Raw genomic sequence first — 15511 nt, forward strand, 5'->3', positions numbered from 1 at the left:
GTTTCACAGTATTATTAAAAAAGAATTGATCTACCAGAAAAAATATAGGACAAGAGCAGAGGCAACAAAGGAAGTTTTTGAGTATATCACTTGTTTTTACAATCCAGAGAGGATTCATTCAACCATTGGATACCAATCACCGATGGAGTTTGAAAAAGCTTACTACTCAAAAATGAAAGTCGCCTAATTTAACCTTTTCCTGGACAAATNATGATGTAACGCAAGTTAGATCATCATTTGTCCAGGTTACCAAGCGATAGCGCGGTAGGAAGAAAGTAAGAAAGTGCCCAATTTAATTTGTCCGTTTTCTTGACGTAGTATCACTTTTCCGATGTATCGGTCACTTCGCGTCGCATCAACATTCTATCAATTTCACAGTGTTAATAGAATTCAAGCTAGTATAAAAATCAAAAAGAGAGAGTGAAGCAGCAATGGAAAGAAATCTGTATGAACAGCTTGTAAAAGATTATAATCATGAATTAACCCATTCGGGAGTCAGCGGCGAAAGATTAGCCGCAAGACTAGATGAGCTTTCAAAAATTGGCCTCCTGGAGAGCGGCGGGGTTACTCGTCCTGGCTACTCTGCTGAAGAGAAGCGGGCAAAAGAATTGGTGATGGGCTGGATGAAGGATGCCGGCTTAGATGTGACAACAGATGGTGCAGGCAACGTATTTGGCAGGTTGAAAGGGAAATCTCAAGGTTCTTCCATTGTTTCCGGGTCCCATGTGGACAGCGTGCCAAACGGAGGGCATTTTGATGGTCCCCTTGGCGTCCTATCAGCATTAGAAGTAGCAGAAGCATGGAGGGAAACAGGGTACATACCGGAAAAGCCGTATGAAGTTGCTATTTTTTCAGATGAAGAGGGTTCCAGGTTTAAAAGCAGCTTAACAGGAAGCCGGGCTTTTATGGGACAACTAAAGCTAGAGGAAATGGACAGCCTGCGGGACGAGCATGGCAAATCGTTCAGAGAAGTGCTGTCCGATTACGGAAGCAGTGCTGAAGCATGCCTAAATGCCGGAAACAGCAGGAGAGACATTGAAGCTTTTGTGGAAGTCCATATTGAACAAGGGAAGGTGCTTGAGCAGGAAGATCAGCCAGTGGGTGTTGTAAGCGGAATAGCAGGTCCGGCCTGGCTAGAAGTTACTTTTACGGGGGAAGCTGGGCATGCAGGAAACACCCCGATGGCCGGACGAAGAGATCCATTGGTGGCGGCCTCATTGTTTATAGCAGCAATCGAAAGATTCCCGAAGCAAGTCAGTGATACGGCTGTCGCCACTGTCGGGAAGCTGAACGTTCATCCAAATGGCATCAATGTGATTGCGCAGGAAGCCAAATTGATTGTGGACATTCGTGATATCTTTGAAGAAACCCGTGACCGGCTGCTTCAGCTCATCACGGACGAAGCCCGAAAAATAGCCGCTGAAAGAAATATGGAAGTGCACATGAACCTAAACGCGAAAATAAAGCCTTTGCCGATTAGCGAAAAGCTGCAGGCGAAAATGGAAGACTCGCTATCCAAGTTTGATATAAAACCAGTACGCATCCCAAGCGGTGCCGGACATGACGCCATGATCATCGGAAGTGGAATTCCGGCCGCTATGATCTTCGTCCGCAGCAAGGATGGCATCAGCCATAACCCGAGGGAGTGGACTTCATTGAATGATTGTGTATATGGTGTTCATGTTTTGAAGGATTTTGTTGAGGGGTTAATGACGGGACATTAGAAATAAAAAGACCTATTCCTAGATGGCTAGGAGTAGGTCTTTTGCGTTATCATGTACGTACACCATATTTAAAAAGGAGATACATATTTTCAATAACCGCCTTGATATTATTTAAGTTATTGGAATAAAAGAGTGGTGATTTAATAAATTATTAAAAGGAAATCCCATTGTTAGTACATATGAGTTATGCCCAAGCCCTAAAATAGACATCTTTCATAAATTTTTCCTAAATACCCTCTTGATAAACTTATACGTACATGTATATAATACGATTATAAAAATTATTAAGATTCTGACAACTTTTATTTACATCATCTTTTAACCAGCAATTCTTTCACCTCAGATTTGAAAGCGCTTTATATAAACGCTTTACCTCATTGGACTCTTTTCTTACTCCGGCAGTTTGATAGTTCCTTAGATTAAAAATAGATAGGATATTAAATCACATTCGTGATTTCAATATAAAATTAATAAATTTTTCTAGGGGGGCATTTCAGTTGAAAAAGTTTATTTCTTTATTTTTAGTTGCCATGCTGACAATTGGGTTAGCAGCCTGCAACAGCAATGAAGGTGCAAGCGGCTCTGGCGATGGAGGAGAGAAGGAAGATCAGCTTGTATTCGGCTATACTTCCATGACACAGAATAATCCGTTTTTCCAGGTGCTTTAAGAAGCGATTCGTGAAGAGGTCGAGGCAAATGGCGACAAGCTTATTACGACAAATCCGGCGATGGATGTAGCGCTTCAAATCAACCAGATTGAAGATATGATTGCCCAGGGCATTGATGCCATTTTCTTAAATCCTGTGGATTGGGAGGGAATCAGACCTGCCTTGGCTATGCTTGAGGAAGCTGGCATTCCAATCATTAACTATGATACAGAAGTTAAGGACTTTGATTACGTTACTGCATATGTTGGATCCGACAATAAAAATGCCGGAAGAGTTGCTGGTGAAGATCTAGTAAAAAGATTCCCGGATGGGGGGAAGATTGCTGTTCTTGATAGCCCGACAATGAATTCAATCAATGACCGTATTGCAGGATTCATGGAAGCAATAGAAGGAAAGAATTTTGAGATTGTGGCACAGCAAGATGCAAAAGGCGATTTAGAAACCGCTCTTGGCATTACAGAGGATATTTTGCAGGCTCACCCTGATATTATTGCAATTATGGGCGGAAATGACCCAACTGCATTAGGTGCATTAGCAGCTGCAAAAGCTGCCAATAAAACAGACTTGGCTATTTACGGTGTAGATGGTTCACCAGATGCGAAGGCTGCAATTGCTGAAGGCGGTCCGCTGGTTGGAACAGGAGCACAGTCCCCAATTTCGATTGGAAAACAGTCTGTTGAAGTGGCATACAAGGTGTTAAATGGTGAAGATTTCGAAAAGAGAACTCCTGTAGAGACTTTCTTAATTAATGAAGAAAATGTTGAAGAATATGGCACAGATGGCTGGCAGTAAGAAGTAAAAAGTACTTGTTGAATGAACGGGCGGCTCCCTTCTTTAGGAATGTAGCGTACTTTCTGGGAATTTTAAGAGAAGCGCTTTTGAGCCGTCCCTTTACTTTTAAACGGGGTGGAAATGATGGGCAGCAAACTGTTGGAAATGAGGGAAGTAAGCAAGAGATTTCCTGGGGTTTATGCTTTAAAAGGTGTTAATTTTGAACTGGAAAGCGGAGAAGTTCATGCGCTGCTTGGCGAGAATGGTGCTGGTAAGTCCACTCTTATGAAGATCCTTGGCGGCATTTACAGCATAGACGAAGGCAAGGTGTTCATTAATGGTGAAGAGGTCAAAATTAATGACGTAAAAGATGCCCAAAAGTATGGAATCAGCATCATTCATCAGGAAATTGTCTTAGTCCCATACCTATCAATCGCGGAAAATATTTATTTGGGCCGTGAGCCTATGACAAAAGCTGGGTTTATTGATGAAAACAAGATGTTTGAAAATGCACAGCAGTTCTTAAATGATTTCGATTTGGGCTTATCTGCCCGGACTCTGATCAAGGAACTCACAGTGGCGCAGCAGCAAATGATTGAAATCATTAAAGCTGTATCCTTTAACTCGAAGATTATCGTCATGGACGAACCTACCTCTTCACTGAGTGAAAAAGAGGTCGATTTCCTGTTTAAGACGATCAGAAATTTAAAGCAGCAGGGTGTCGGGATGGTATATATCTCACACAGAATGAATGAGTTATTTGAAATCACGGACAGAATTACAGTCATGAGGGATGGCACCTATGTCGGGACTGTAAAGACGAAGGAAACATCCAATGAAAAATTAATTTCCATGATGGTCGGTCGGGAGTTAAATAATTACTATGTAAGAGATTTTTCAGCTCCAGGGGAGACCGTGCTAAAAGTGAACAATTTGACGAAAAAGGGAGTTCTGGATAGGGCGAGCTTCGAATTAAAAAAGGGTGAAATACTTGGTTTCTCCGGCCTGGTCGGAGCAGGCAGGTCAGAACTGATGAAATGTATTTTCGGCCTTGATTCATTTGAACAAGGAGAAATTTTTGTAAACGGTTCAAAAGTAGCAATCAAAAATCCCAATGATGCAATTAAGCATAAAATTGCCTATGTAACGGAAAACCGCAAAGAAGAAGGCTTATTTTTAATAAAATCGGTTCAATATAATATGACCATTAAGATATTGGATGAGTTTATGAAATTCTTTAGAGTCAATGCTAAATATGAAAATAAGGAAACGAATCATTATATAAATGAATTATCCATTAAAACACCTAATCCGGAACAGGAAGTGGGTAATTTGAGCGGCGGCAACCAGCAGAAGGTTTTAATATCCAGATGGCTGGCGACAAAACCGAAAGTGCTGATTCTTGACGAGCCAACCAGAGGGGTGGACGTCGGTGCGAAAGCCGAAATCTATACGATCATGAACAGGCTGGTAAAAGAAGGTGTATCCATTATTATGATTTCCTCTGAGCTGCCTGAAGTGATTAACATGAGCGATCGGGTTGCGGTAATGTGCAAAGGAAAGATCCAAACCATCTTAAACAGAGATCGCTTTAGCCAAGAAACCATTATGCATTATGCTACTGGAGGTAATTGACATGTCACAATTGTCTGCTTTAACACCGAAAAAAGACAATTTCCCTCTAAATGTTGGATACAGCACGAAAAACTTCATCCGAGACAATATGGGGATTCTGATCGGCCTGCTCATTCTATGTATTGTTATTACAATCATCAATCCTAATTTCTTAACCTCTAATAATCTATTAAATGTTTTAAGGCAAACTTCTACCAATCTATATTTGGCTTTGGCTATGACAATGATCATTATTTTAGGAGGCATTGACCTTTCAGTAGGCTCCATCATGGCTGTAACAGGTGTTGTGACTACGGGGTTAATTGCTTTGTTTGACACCTCCGTTTTTGTTGCAGTAATCGCCGGGCTGCTGGTTGGGATGCTATTTGGAGCCATTAATGGTTATGTAGCGGCCACAACCATTATTCCGCCGTTTATCATTACGCTGGCCACGATGAATATAGCCAGGGGGGCAGCGTATGTCATCACAGATGGTAAACCGGTACGGGTTATGTCTGACTCTTTTAACTTCATTGGTTCTGGCTATCTTTTCGGTGTATTGCCGATGCCCGTCCTGTACTTAATGATCCTCCTCATATTGTGTTACTTCATCATGAATAAGACGAAACTTGGCCGCTATATGTATGCGGTTGGCGGCAATGCAGAAGCCGCCAGATTCTCTGGAATTAACATAAAGAAAATTCAGTTCTTTGCTTATACTTTTAGCGGACTTATGGCTGCGGTTGCAGGAATCGTCCTTGCTTCACGCATGTTTTCCGGACAGCCGACTGCAGGGGAAGGTGCCGAGCTTGATGCGATTGCGGCAGTAGTTCTTGGCGGAACCAGTATGACTGGAGGATATGGCCGGATAGGCGGAACCGTCATCGGAGCCCTGATTATCGGAGTGCTCAGCAATGGATTGAACTTAATGGGGGTAAGCTCTTTCTGGCAGTACATTGTAAAGGGAATTGTCATTATGGTTGCAGTGTATGCTGATGTCATTAAGAGAAGAAAAAAGGCATAGCAAAACTGGTTTAAAGGACTAAATGCAATAAGCAGGTGATGATTTGAAAGATGGAATTGCAATCGGAGGTACAATCGCTGTAGATGAGATTAAAAGAGTGGCATCTTATCCGGATAAGTCCCAATTAACAACGATTCAAAGCATTTCAAGGTCTGTTGGCGGTGCTGTTTCCAATTGTGCAATCACCCTGGCAAGAATGGATAGAAAATTGCCGATTGAAGCAATTGCTTTTATTGGTGATGATGAAAAGGGTCATTTTTTAAGGGAGCGTTTGGAACACTATCAAAATATTAATCTGGATCAGGTTAGGATAGCTGGAGATACGCCGTTTACAGATGTGATTCAGGATAGTTGCGACAGAAGCAGAACATTTTTTACCTATAGGGGAAATTCAGCTCTATTTGATGAGGAAGCCATTGATTTTGGCAAGTTAAATTCGAAAATCCTTCATATTGCTTATATTCTGCTGCTTGAGTCTTTAGATAAAGAAGACGAAGAGTTTGGCACAAAAATGGCTAAGGTTTTAAAGCGTGCTCAGGAACATGGGATAAAAACATCCGTTGATATTGTCAGTGAAAATAGCAACAGGTATGAGAAAATTGTTCCTCCAAGCTTAAAATATACCAATTATTGCATTGTCAATGAAATCGAAGCAGGAAAAAGCGTTGGCATCGAATTAAGAGATGGGTCGGGAGAATTGATTTCAGGCAATCTTAAAAAGGTTCTAATGAGATTAAAGAGTTTCGGAGTAAAGGATTGGGTCGTCATTCACACACCGGAAGGCGGATTTGGATTTGATGGTGAGTCTGTCTATAGTGTTCCTTCTCTTCTTATTGAACGTGACCGGATCAAAGGTACGGTGGGTGCAGGTGATGCTTATCTATCTGGTGTGTTATACGGGGCGTTAAAAGGATTGGGACTGTCAGATTCGATGAAGCTGGGAACCGCTGCAGCAGCCTCTTCTCTGTTTGGAGAGGACAGCACTTCCGGGGTAAGAAATTATGAAGAATTAATAGTGATGTATAAAGAGTTTCCGAAAAGAGATGTTTTGAAAATTTAAGGAGGGTCTTCATGTTAGTTACATTAAGTGAAAATCTGGCTAAAGCTGAAGCGGGGAATTATGCAGTTGGAGCATTTAACTGCCCTACTCTGGAGTCGGCCAGGGCGGTAATAGAAGCAGCGGAAGAGCTGCAGGTTCCGGTGATATTATCGCATGCGGAAGTGCATAATGAAATCATCCCGATTGAAATTATGGGCCCTATTCTGGTTGGCTTTGCTAAAAGAGCTAGTGTTCCGGTAACCGTACACCTGGATCATGGCTCCAATTTGGAAATGGTCAAAAAGGCGATCGGCATTGGCTTCAGCTCTGTCATGATTGATGCTTCCCATATGGGATATGAGGAGAATGTCCAAACGGTAAAAGAAGTAGTAGAGTATGCTCACGGACATAATGTTTCAGTTGAAGCTGAGCTGGGCATGATGACATCTTCAGGAATCGGAGGTGAAGAGGCGGAAGGCGGAGAGGCATCGGAGCAAAATGAACCGGCAGACTATTATACAGATCCGGTGATTGCCAAGGACTTTGTATTTCGAACAGAAATTGATGCACTGGCAGCTTCATTTGGGACCGTTCACGGAATTTATGTGACAGAGCCTAATCTGGACTTCAATCGTCTGACATCCATCTATAAAAATATTCACAGGCCTGTTGTTATGCACGGGGGGTCTGGGCTTAGTACAGATGAATACGTAACGGCTATAAACTCGGGCGTCAGAAAAATCAATTATTACAGCTATGCAGCAAAAGCGGGAGCACATGCAGTAAAAGATTACATTAGTGAAAATACAAATCTTTTCTATCATGATTTTACAGTTGTAGCTAAAGAAGCAATTAAGAAAGATGTTAAAAGGGCGATGAAGATCTTTTTAAATAAAGGTGAGGCGGTAAGGTAAATTATTTTTAAAGGAGGATTATAGCTTGAAAAGAGAAGAATACGAATCAATTAAATCCAAAGCTTTAGAGCTGTTTGACCAGGCAAACATCATCTTGACGGAAGAAGAGAAAGCGAATCTGGAAGTTGCGGATTTTGGCCTTGGGAAAGTAGAGGATACAGGCTTGCAGCTAATCACGTACGTAAATACAGAACAAGTATGTGCAAAGGAATTGGCATTGCTCCCGAATCAAACTTGCCCGGAGCATAAACATCCTAAGCGGGACTTCGATGAGGGCAAAGAAGAAACGTTCCGCTGCCGATTTGGAAAAGTGTATCTATATGTTGAGGGTAAATCGCCAGAATCTCTTTCCGCACAGCCTCCTCAAGGGGATGAGGAGTATTACACGGTTTTTAATGAAATCGTCTTGAATCCGGGAGAGCAATATACGATTCACCCAAATACACTTCATTGGTTCAAAGCGGGAGAAGAAGGTGCGATAGTCTCTGAGTTTTCAACACGCAGCACAGATGAGAGCGATATTTTTACGGATCCAAGAATTAAAAGAATACCAGAAATCGTCTAACTTTCTGCGAGTAGTTGTACGTATAAGTATACGGTGCCATAAATCAGGCAAGGGTAACCAATTTAATAGAGGCAGATGGGGGAGGACTCCTCCCTTTTTTATGCTCCTTAAGCAAATAGAAGAAATATTTGAATAAAATTAATATTTATTTTCACGCAGGTTCCTGAGAAAGATATGCATGATCTAACTTATACGTATAACTTAAGTGAAAGCAGAAAGAAACTTACATGTGAAAGGTGTTGATTACGGTGTTGGAGAATCTGAAAGAACAAGTGTTAAAAGCAAATCTTTCTTTGCCTAAATATGGCCTTGTGACTTTTACGTGGGGGAATGTAAGCGGTATCAGCCGGGATGCAGGACTTGTCGTCATTAAACCGAGCGGTGTTTCCTATGATGGAATGAAAGTGGAGGACTTGGTTGTGCTTGATCTGGACGGAAATATTGTGGAAGGACATTTGAAGCCGTCTTCTGATACGGCGACACATCTCACCCTGTATAAAAACTTCCCGGATATAGGAGGGATTGTCCACACCCATTCTCCATGGGCCACAGCTTGGGCTCAATCTGGAAAAGGAATTCCTGCCTTAGGAACGACGCATGCAGATTATTTTAATGGGACCATTCCTTGTACAAGGCCAATGACGAAGGCAGAGATTTTAGGAGAATACGAGCTGGAAACCGGGAATGTGATTGTGGAAACCTTTAAAGATATCAATCCAAATGAAGTTCCCAGTGTTCTTGTCCACAATCATGCACCTTTTAATTGGGGAAAAGATCCTCTGGAAGCCGTTCATAATGCAGTAGTTTTGGAGGAATGTGCAAAAATGGCCTACCATGCCAAGCAATTAAACCCGAACTTGAATTCTATGGATCAAGTTTTGCTTGAAAAGCATTTTTATAGAAAGCATGGTGTGAACGCCTATTATGGGCAGTATAAATAAGGGGGATTCAAATGTCATTCTATACAATCGGCATCGATTATGGAACACAGTCCGGACGAGCGGTTTTAGTTTCGCTAGCTGATGGGAGGGAAGTGGCTGACCATGTAACACCATATCGGCATGGTGTCATTGATAAGGTGCTTCCGGATTCCGGAATTGAATTGGGGCATGAGTGGGCGCTTCAGCATCCCAATGATTATATAGATGTGATTAAAAACTCTGTTCCGGCAGTACTGAAGGATTCCGGGATTGACCCTGAACTTGTTATCGGAATCGGCATCGACTTCACTGCCTGTACCATGCTGCCGGTGGACTCCCATTCCCTGCCGCTTTGTTTCAGGGAAGATTTAAAGGCGAATCCGCATAGCTGGATTAAGCTTTGGAAGCATCATGCTGCACAGGATGAAGCAAACAAAATTAACAGAATTGCCGAAGAAAGAGACGAGAAATTTTTACCTAGGTACGGCGGGAAAATTTCTTCCGAATGGATGATTGCAAAGGTTTGGCAAATCCTTGATGAAGCACCTGAAATTTATGATGAAACAGATCAATTCATTGAAGCAACAGACTGGGTGGTATCGCAATTATGCGGAAATCTTATTCGCAATAGCTGCACGGCGGGGTATAAAGCTCTCTGGCATAAGCAGGACGGATACCCGGACAAAGATTTTTTTAAAGCGCTGGATCCCCGTCTGGAGCAATTAATAGATACCAAGCTTCGGGGAAAGGTGGTGCCGCTTGGGACTAAAGCTGGCACTCTTACAAAGAAAATGGCAGAGATCACTGGCCTGCCTGAAGGAATTGCTGTTGCTGCCGGAAATGTGGATGCTCATGCAGCAGTGCCGGCAATGGGTGTAGTAGAGCCTGGAAAAATGGTAATGGCCATGGGCACTTCCATTTGCCATATGCTGCTGGGAGATAAGGAAAGTGAAGTCGAAGGCATGTGCGGAGTGGTCGAGGATGGCATTATCCCTGGGTTGTTTGGCTATGAAGCAGGCCAATCAGCCGTTGGCGATATTTTTGAATGGTATGTGGAAGAAGGAGTTCCTGCTTATGTGCAAAAAGAGGCTGAAGAGAAGGGAGTGAATGTTCATCAATACTTGGAGTGGAAAGCTGCTGCTTATAAACCAGGAGAATCCGGTTTACTGGCATTGGATTGGTGGAATGGAAACAGGTCGGTTTTAGTTGATACAGAGTTAAGCGGTGTATTGCTTGGAATTACCCTGCGAACGAAGCCTGAAGAAATTTATCGTGCTTTATTGGAAGCGACTGCTTTTGGGACCAGGGCCATTGTCGACGCTTTTCAATCAAATGGAATCGCAGTAAACGAATTATATGCTTGTGGAGGGCTGCCCCAAAAAAACAAGCTCTTGATGCAAATATATGCAGATGTTACTAATCTTCCTATAAAAATTGCAGCGTCTAAACAAACCCCTGCACTGGGAGCGGCAATGTTTGCTGCAGTAGCGGCAGGAAAAAAACAGGGCGGCTATGATACGATTTTGGAAGCAGCTGAAAAAATGGCGCGAATAAAGGAAGAAGTGATTTTGCCTATACCTGAAAATACTGTCATTTATGATAAAATATATGAAGAGTATAAACGCTTACATGATTATTTCGGACGTGGCGGAAACGATGTCATGAAGCGTCTTAAATCATATCGGACGTTATCAGCTAGAGCATTGCAGAATTTGCCGATCGTATAGGAGGATTTGCATGTTACAAGTGGGGCCATATCAATTTTGGTTTGCAGCTGGAAGCCAGCATTTATACGGAGAAAGTGCATTGAAGGAGGTAGAGCGCCATTCAGCGGAAATGGCTAAAGAGTTGAATAAAAGCGGGAACCTTCCCTTTAAGGTTGAGTTTAAGGCTGTGCTAACAAATGCAGCTGATATACACAGCCTCATTCTGGAAGCAAATTCCAATAAAAGGTGCGCTGGTTTAATTACCTGGATGCACACATTCTCTCCGGGGAAAATGTGGATTGCGGGCTTGTCTGCCCTCCAAAAACCATTGCTTCACTTACACACACAATATAATCGGGATATCCCATGGGAATCCATTGATATGGATTTTATGAATCTTAATCAATCGGCACATGGGGATCGCGAATTTGGATTTACAGCTGCACGGCTGAAAGTTTCCAGAAAAGTCATTTCCGGGTATTGGAAGCACGCCGATGTGCAGAAAAGAATCGGTGAATGGATGAAAACGGCGGTTACTGTATTGGAAAGCCGCCAGCTCAAGGTTGCCCGCTTTGGCGACAACATGAGAAGCGTAGCAGTCACTGAAGGAGATAAGATTGAAGCCCAAATCAAATTTGGCTGGACTGTAGACTATTTCGGCATCGGTGATTTAGTTGAAAAGATGAATGAAGTACCAGAGGAGCAGGTATCCCTGCTTTTTGAAGAATATAGGGACTTGTACGAAATGGAGTCTGAAGGCATTGAGCCGGGGCCGGTTCAAGATTCAATCAAGGAACAGGCCCGGATAGAGCTGGGTTTAAAAGCCTTTTTACAGGAAGGAAACTATACGGCATTTACAACAAACTTTGAGGATTTGCATGGGATGAAACAGCTGCCTGGTCTTGCTTCACAGCGTTTAATGGCACAAGGCTACGGATTTGCAGGTGAAGGAGACTGGAAAACAGCTGCGATGACCCGTTTGGTAAAGATTTTATCTGATAATCGGGATACTTCTTTTATGGAAGATTACACGTATCATTTTGATCCGGAAAATGAAATGGTTTTCGGTTCGCATATGCTGGAGGTATGCCCATCCATTTCAGCCGCAAAACCAAAGGTTCAGGTACATCCTCTTGGCATAGGAGGCAAGGAAGATCCGGCAAGGCTGGTATTCGATGGGAAAGCAGGAAATGGGATTGTCGCCTCTTTGGTGGAGGTGGGGAGTCGTTTTCGGCTTGTTCTCAACAAAGTTAAGGCTGTTGAGCCAATCGCTGAAACGCCTAATCTTCCAGTGGCCAAAGTTTTGTGGAAACCGCTTCCATCTTTAAGTAAGGCTGCTGAAGCATGGATTTATGCAGGCGGATCCCATCATACTGTCTTTTCCTTATCTGCAACTGCGGAGCAGCTTTATGATATTGCCGAAATATTCAATATCGAGTGTGTGACTATTGATCAGCATACAGATATTTATAAGCTAAGGCAGGAGCTTAAAATGAACGAAGTTATATGGAAATAACTAATAATAATCTCTGATCGTCAGATCGTTATTTAGAAGATTAACGAGGTGCAGATTGTGGCTGAAACCAAATACAATAGAGTAAAAGAGTGGATAAGAGGAAGGATATTGGATGGCACCTATGCTCCTAAGTCAAAAATCAATTCGGAAAGCGAATTAATGAAACAATTCGGAGTAAGCCGCCACACAGTTCGAATCGCCATTGGGGAACTGGTCAGTGAAGGCTGGCTGTATACTGAACAAGGTGCAGGGACATTTTGTGCCGATCGGTCTTCACGTGAGGAAGCGCCGAAGTTTAGGCAAAAGAAAATCGCCATTATCACAACCTATATTTCTGATTATATCTTTCCTTCCATTATCCGCGGAGCTGAAGCTGAAATCAGTAAGGAAGGGTACCAGGTCAGTTTGTTCAGCACAAATAATGACCACGAAAATGAGAAACGGATACTGGAAACTGTGACCGCTCAGAGATTTGATGGCGTCATCATTGAGGCGACGCAAAGTGCCACTTCCAATCCCAATATCAATTACTATTTAAACCTGGACTTGCTTGGTATTCCTTATATTATGATAAACGCTTATTATGATGAGCTGGAACCTGTCAGCGTCATCATGGACGATGAAAAAGGCGGCTTTTTGCAAACCGAACATCTAATCAAATTGGGACACCGAAACATTGCAGGATTTTTCAAAACAGATGACTTACAAGGGGCCAAACGAATGAAGGGGTATATTAAAGCTCTTCGTGAGAATGGAATTCCAGTGAATCCTAAAAATATTGTTACCTATAATACGGCTGAGAAGACATCCAAACCGGTGGAAAACTTAAAAAGCATGTTGGATTCATCAGAAAAGCCAACTGGCATTGTCAGCTATAATGACGAATTGGCCATGAAGCTGCTGGATGTCTTCAGGCAGAAAGAGATGACTGTTCCTGATGATATTTCAATCGTAGGATTCGATAATTCGTTTTTTGCAGACGTTTCCGAAGTAAAGCTAACTTCGGTTGATCACCCCAAGAGCGAGCTTGGACAGCTGGCTGCCCGAATGATCTTGAAGATGATTTCTAAAGGGAGAAGCTCCAAGCAGGGGGCTGCTGTAAAATCCTATGTATTTGAGCCAAATCTGATTGTAAGGAATTCTACTAAAAGTTTGGAAAAACCTGTTCATACTGAATAAAAATGTGCTGGAGGCTAATACCAGCACATTTTTACTAATAGGGGGACGGTGAGGAAGATGAAATATGTTATTGGAGTTGATTTAGGAACAAGTGCTGTAAAAGCGTTACTGATGAATCAGCAAGGAGAGGTGTGCAGGGAAGCTTCGAAGTCATATCCCTCCATTCAGGAGAAGTCCGGCTATAGCGAGCAAAACCCGGAGGAGTGGGTGGCGAAGACGATCCTTGCCATAAAAGAGATAGTTTCAGGATTGGATGCGGCAAGTGTTGAAGGGATCAGCTTTTCAGGACAAATGCATGGACTGGTTCTCCTCGATCGCAATCACCGGGTGCTCCGCAATGCCATTCTATGGAACGATACACGAACAACCAGACAATGCCGGGAAATCTATGAGCTTGCAGGTGAAACGCGATTACTGGAACTTGCAAAAAACCCTGCACGTGAAGGATTTACCCTTCCAAAGCTTTTATGGGTAAAAGAAAATGAACCGGACATTTACAGGAAAGCGGCCATTTTTTTATTGCCAAAGGATTATCTGCGCTATCGTTTGACGGGAGAAATCCATAGTGAGTATTCAGATGCAGCCGGGACATTGCTGCTGAATATCAGTGAGAAAAAGTGGAGCCGGGAGATCTGTGAAGCGGTTGGGATCGATATGAGTCTTTGTCCGCCACTAATAGAATCAAGCGGTTTTGCCGGTTATGTAACACCGGTGATCGCTCAGGAAACAGGGCTGTCTGAAAAAGTGAAAGTATTTGCCGGCGGTGCTGATAACGCCTGTGGAGCAATAGGCTCTGGGATTTTAGAAGAGGGGAAAACACTATGCAGCATTGGAACATCCGGAGTGGTTCTTTCCTATGAAGAAAGGAATGAGCGGGACTTTAACGGAAAGGTTCATTATTTTAATCATTGTCAAAAAGATGCCTATTATACAATGGGTGTTACATTGGCAGCAGGGCATAGCCTGAGCTGGTTTAAGGATGTTTTTGCGGCGGATGAAGAGTTTGATAGCTTGCTGAAAGGTCTCGCCGATGTGCCGATCGGGGCTAATGGACTGTTATTTACCCCTTACATATCAGGTGAAAGAACTCCTTATGCCGATTCAGTCATTCGTGGAAGCTTTATTGGAATAGATGCTTCTCATGAGAGAATCGACTTTGTGAGGGCGGTGATTGAAGGGATTACTTTTTCATTAAATGAATCTGTAGAAATCTTCAGGGACTGCGGCAAAAAAATCGATTCTATCATATCGATCGGCGGCGGGGCTAAGAATGATGTGTGGCTGCAAATTCAGGCAGACATTTTTAATGCAAAAATCTTGAAGCTTGCCACCGAACAAGGTCCTGGTGTTGGCGCAGCCATGCTTGCTGCCCATGGCTGCAGGTGGTATGCGTCATTAAAAGAATGCTCAGATGTATTTACACAAGTCGAGAAAACCTATGAACCTATTAAAGAGAATGCTGACCAATATAAGGAATTGTACGGTCTTTATAAACGGGTCTATCAGCAGACAAGAGAGTTAAATGAGGGGCTTACACGCTTTAGGTATTAAGGGCACCAAGCCCTACTCAGGTTTTGTTGATTTAGGTAAAAAGTCACAAAAATATCTTTTATTCAGGCAATTCATGGTATAAAATGGAGACAAATGCACATAGATCGTATGATAAAGGCAAAGTCGCTGAAAGGTGATGACGCAAAACTAGAGGGGCTAAAGTCTTATGGCCATGCCAGCCAGTTTCCGAATACGGACTCCTGCGATATATGTAGATGGGGAGAATGGTGTAATATATCCAATCCATAAAATTAGATTGTATTGGCATGTTTTTCAGCAAATACATCATGAGCTGCTGGTAGATGGCTGTCTTTGTAACG

General features: G+C 42.7%; 14 protein-coding genes and 1 riboswitch. All 14 genes read left to right on the forward strand.

All coding sequences use genetic code 11. The features are described from left to right. Positions 1-187, forward strand: a 187-nt coding sequence (locus L634_RS32070) for an IS3 family transposase (RefSeq protein ID WP_034263353.1), incomplete at its 5' end; no start/stop codon positions are given. A gap of 244 nt (positions 188-431) precedes the next feature. After that, on the forward strand, positions 432-1724 hold the full coding sequence (locus L634_RS0129295; protein ID WP_026585423.1) for a M20 family metallo-hydrolase: 1293 nt from the start codon (positions 432-434) through the stop codon (positions 1722-1724). A gap of 497 nt (positions 1725-2221) precedes the next feature. After that, the gene (locus tag L634_RS34565) at positions 2222-2392 is read left to right on the forward strand and encodes a hypothetical protein (RefSeq protein ID WP_232233869.1); all 171 of its coding nucleotides are present in this window, start codon (positions 2222-2224) and stop codon (positions 2390-2392) included. 6 nt (positions 2393-2398) lie between these two features. Then, complete coding sequence (locus L634_RS32075; protein WP_269521783.1) at positions 2399-3184, forward strand: sugar ABC transporter substrate-binding protein; 786 nt, start codon at positions 2399-2401, stop codon at positions 3182-3184. A gap of 123 nt (positions 3185-3307) precedes the next feature. Then, a complete protein-coding gene (locus tag L634_RS0129305; protein ID WP_198029845.1) occupies positions 3308-4798 on the forward strand; it encodes a sugar ABC transporter ATP-binding protein in 1491 nt (496 codons plus the stop codon). A gap of 1 nt (position 4799) precedes the next feature. Beyond that, entirely contained in the window at positions 4800-5801 is a 1002-nt protein-coding gene (locus tag L634_RS0129310; RefSeq protein ID WP_026585425.1) for an ABC transporter permease, read from the forward strand. Positions 5802-5844: 43 nt separating this feature from the next. Next, complete coding sequence (locus L634_RS0129315; RefSeq protein WP_026585426.1) at positions 5845-6861, forward strand: carbohydrate kinase family protein; 1017 nt, start codon at positions 5845-5847, stop codon at positions 6859-6861. A gap of 11 nt (positions 6862-6872) precedes the next feature. Beyond that, on the forward strand, positions 6873-7754 hold the full coding sequence (locus L634_RS0129320) for a class II fructose-bisphosphate aldolase (RefSeq protein WP_026585427.1): 882 nt from the start codon (positions 6873-6875) through the stop codon (positions 7752-7754). Between the two features lie 25 nt (positions 7755-7779). Continuing rightward, entirely contained in the window at positions 7780-8319 is a 540-nt protein-coding gene (locus L634_RS0129325) for a D-lyxose/D-mannose family sugar isomerase (RefSeq protein WP_026585428.1), read from the forward strand. A gap of 248 nt (positions 8320-8567) precedes the next feature. Next, positions 8568-9260 (forward strand): L-ribulose-5-phosphate 4-epimerase, encoded by a 693-nt coding sequence (gene araD, locus L634_RS0129330; protein ID WP_026585429.1) that lies wholly within the window; start codon positions 8568-8570, stop codon positions 9258-9260. 11 nt (positions 9261-9271) lie between these two features. Then, positions 9272-10966 carry a ribulokinase gene (locus L634_RS32080; RefSeq protein ID WP_034263492.1) on the forward strand — a complete coding sequence of 565 codons (1695 nt, stop codon included), beginning with the start codon at positions 9272-9274 and terminating at the stop codon, positions 10964-10966. A gap of 10 nt (positions 10967-10976) precedes the next feature. Beyond that, entirely contained in the window at positions 10977-12461 is a 1485-nt protein-coding gene (gene araA, locus L634_RS0129340; protein WP_026585430.1) for an L-arabinose isomerase, read from the forward strand. Positions 12462-12518: 57 nt separating this feature from the next. Further along, positions 12519-13640 (forward strand): GntR family transcriptional regulator, encoded by a 1122-nt coding sequence (locus L634_RS0129345; protein WP_026585431.1) that lies wholly within the window; start codon positions 12519-12521, stop codon positions 13638-13640. 57 nt (positions 13641-13697) lie between these two features. Next, complete coding sequence (gene xylB / locus L634_RS0129350) at positions 13698-15191, forward strand: xylulokinase (RefSeq protein ID WP_026585432.1); 1494 nt, start codon at positions 13698-13700, stop codon at positions 15189-15191. 106 nt (positions 15192-15297) lie between these two features. Continuing rightward, positions 15298-15382, forward strand: a riboswitch (cyclic di-GMP riboswitch). Positions 15383-15511 lie beyond the last annotated feature (129 nt).

Source organism: Bacillus sp. J33 (assembly GCF_000518885.1).
Classification (GTDB): domain Bacteria; phylum Bacillota; class Bacilli; order Bacillales; family Cytobacillaceae; genus Cytobacillus.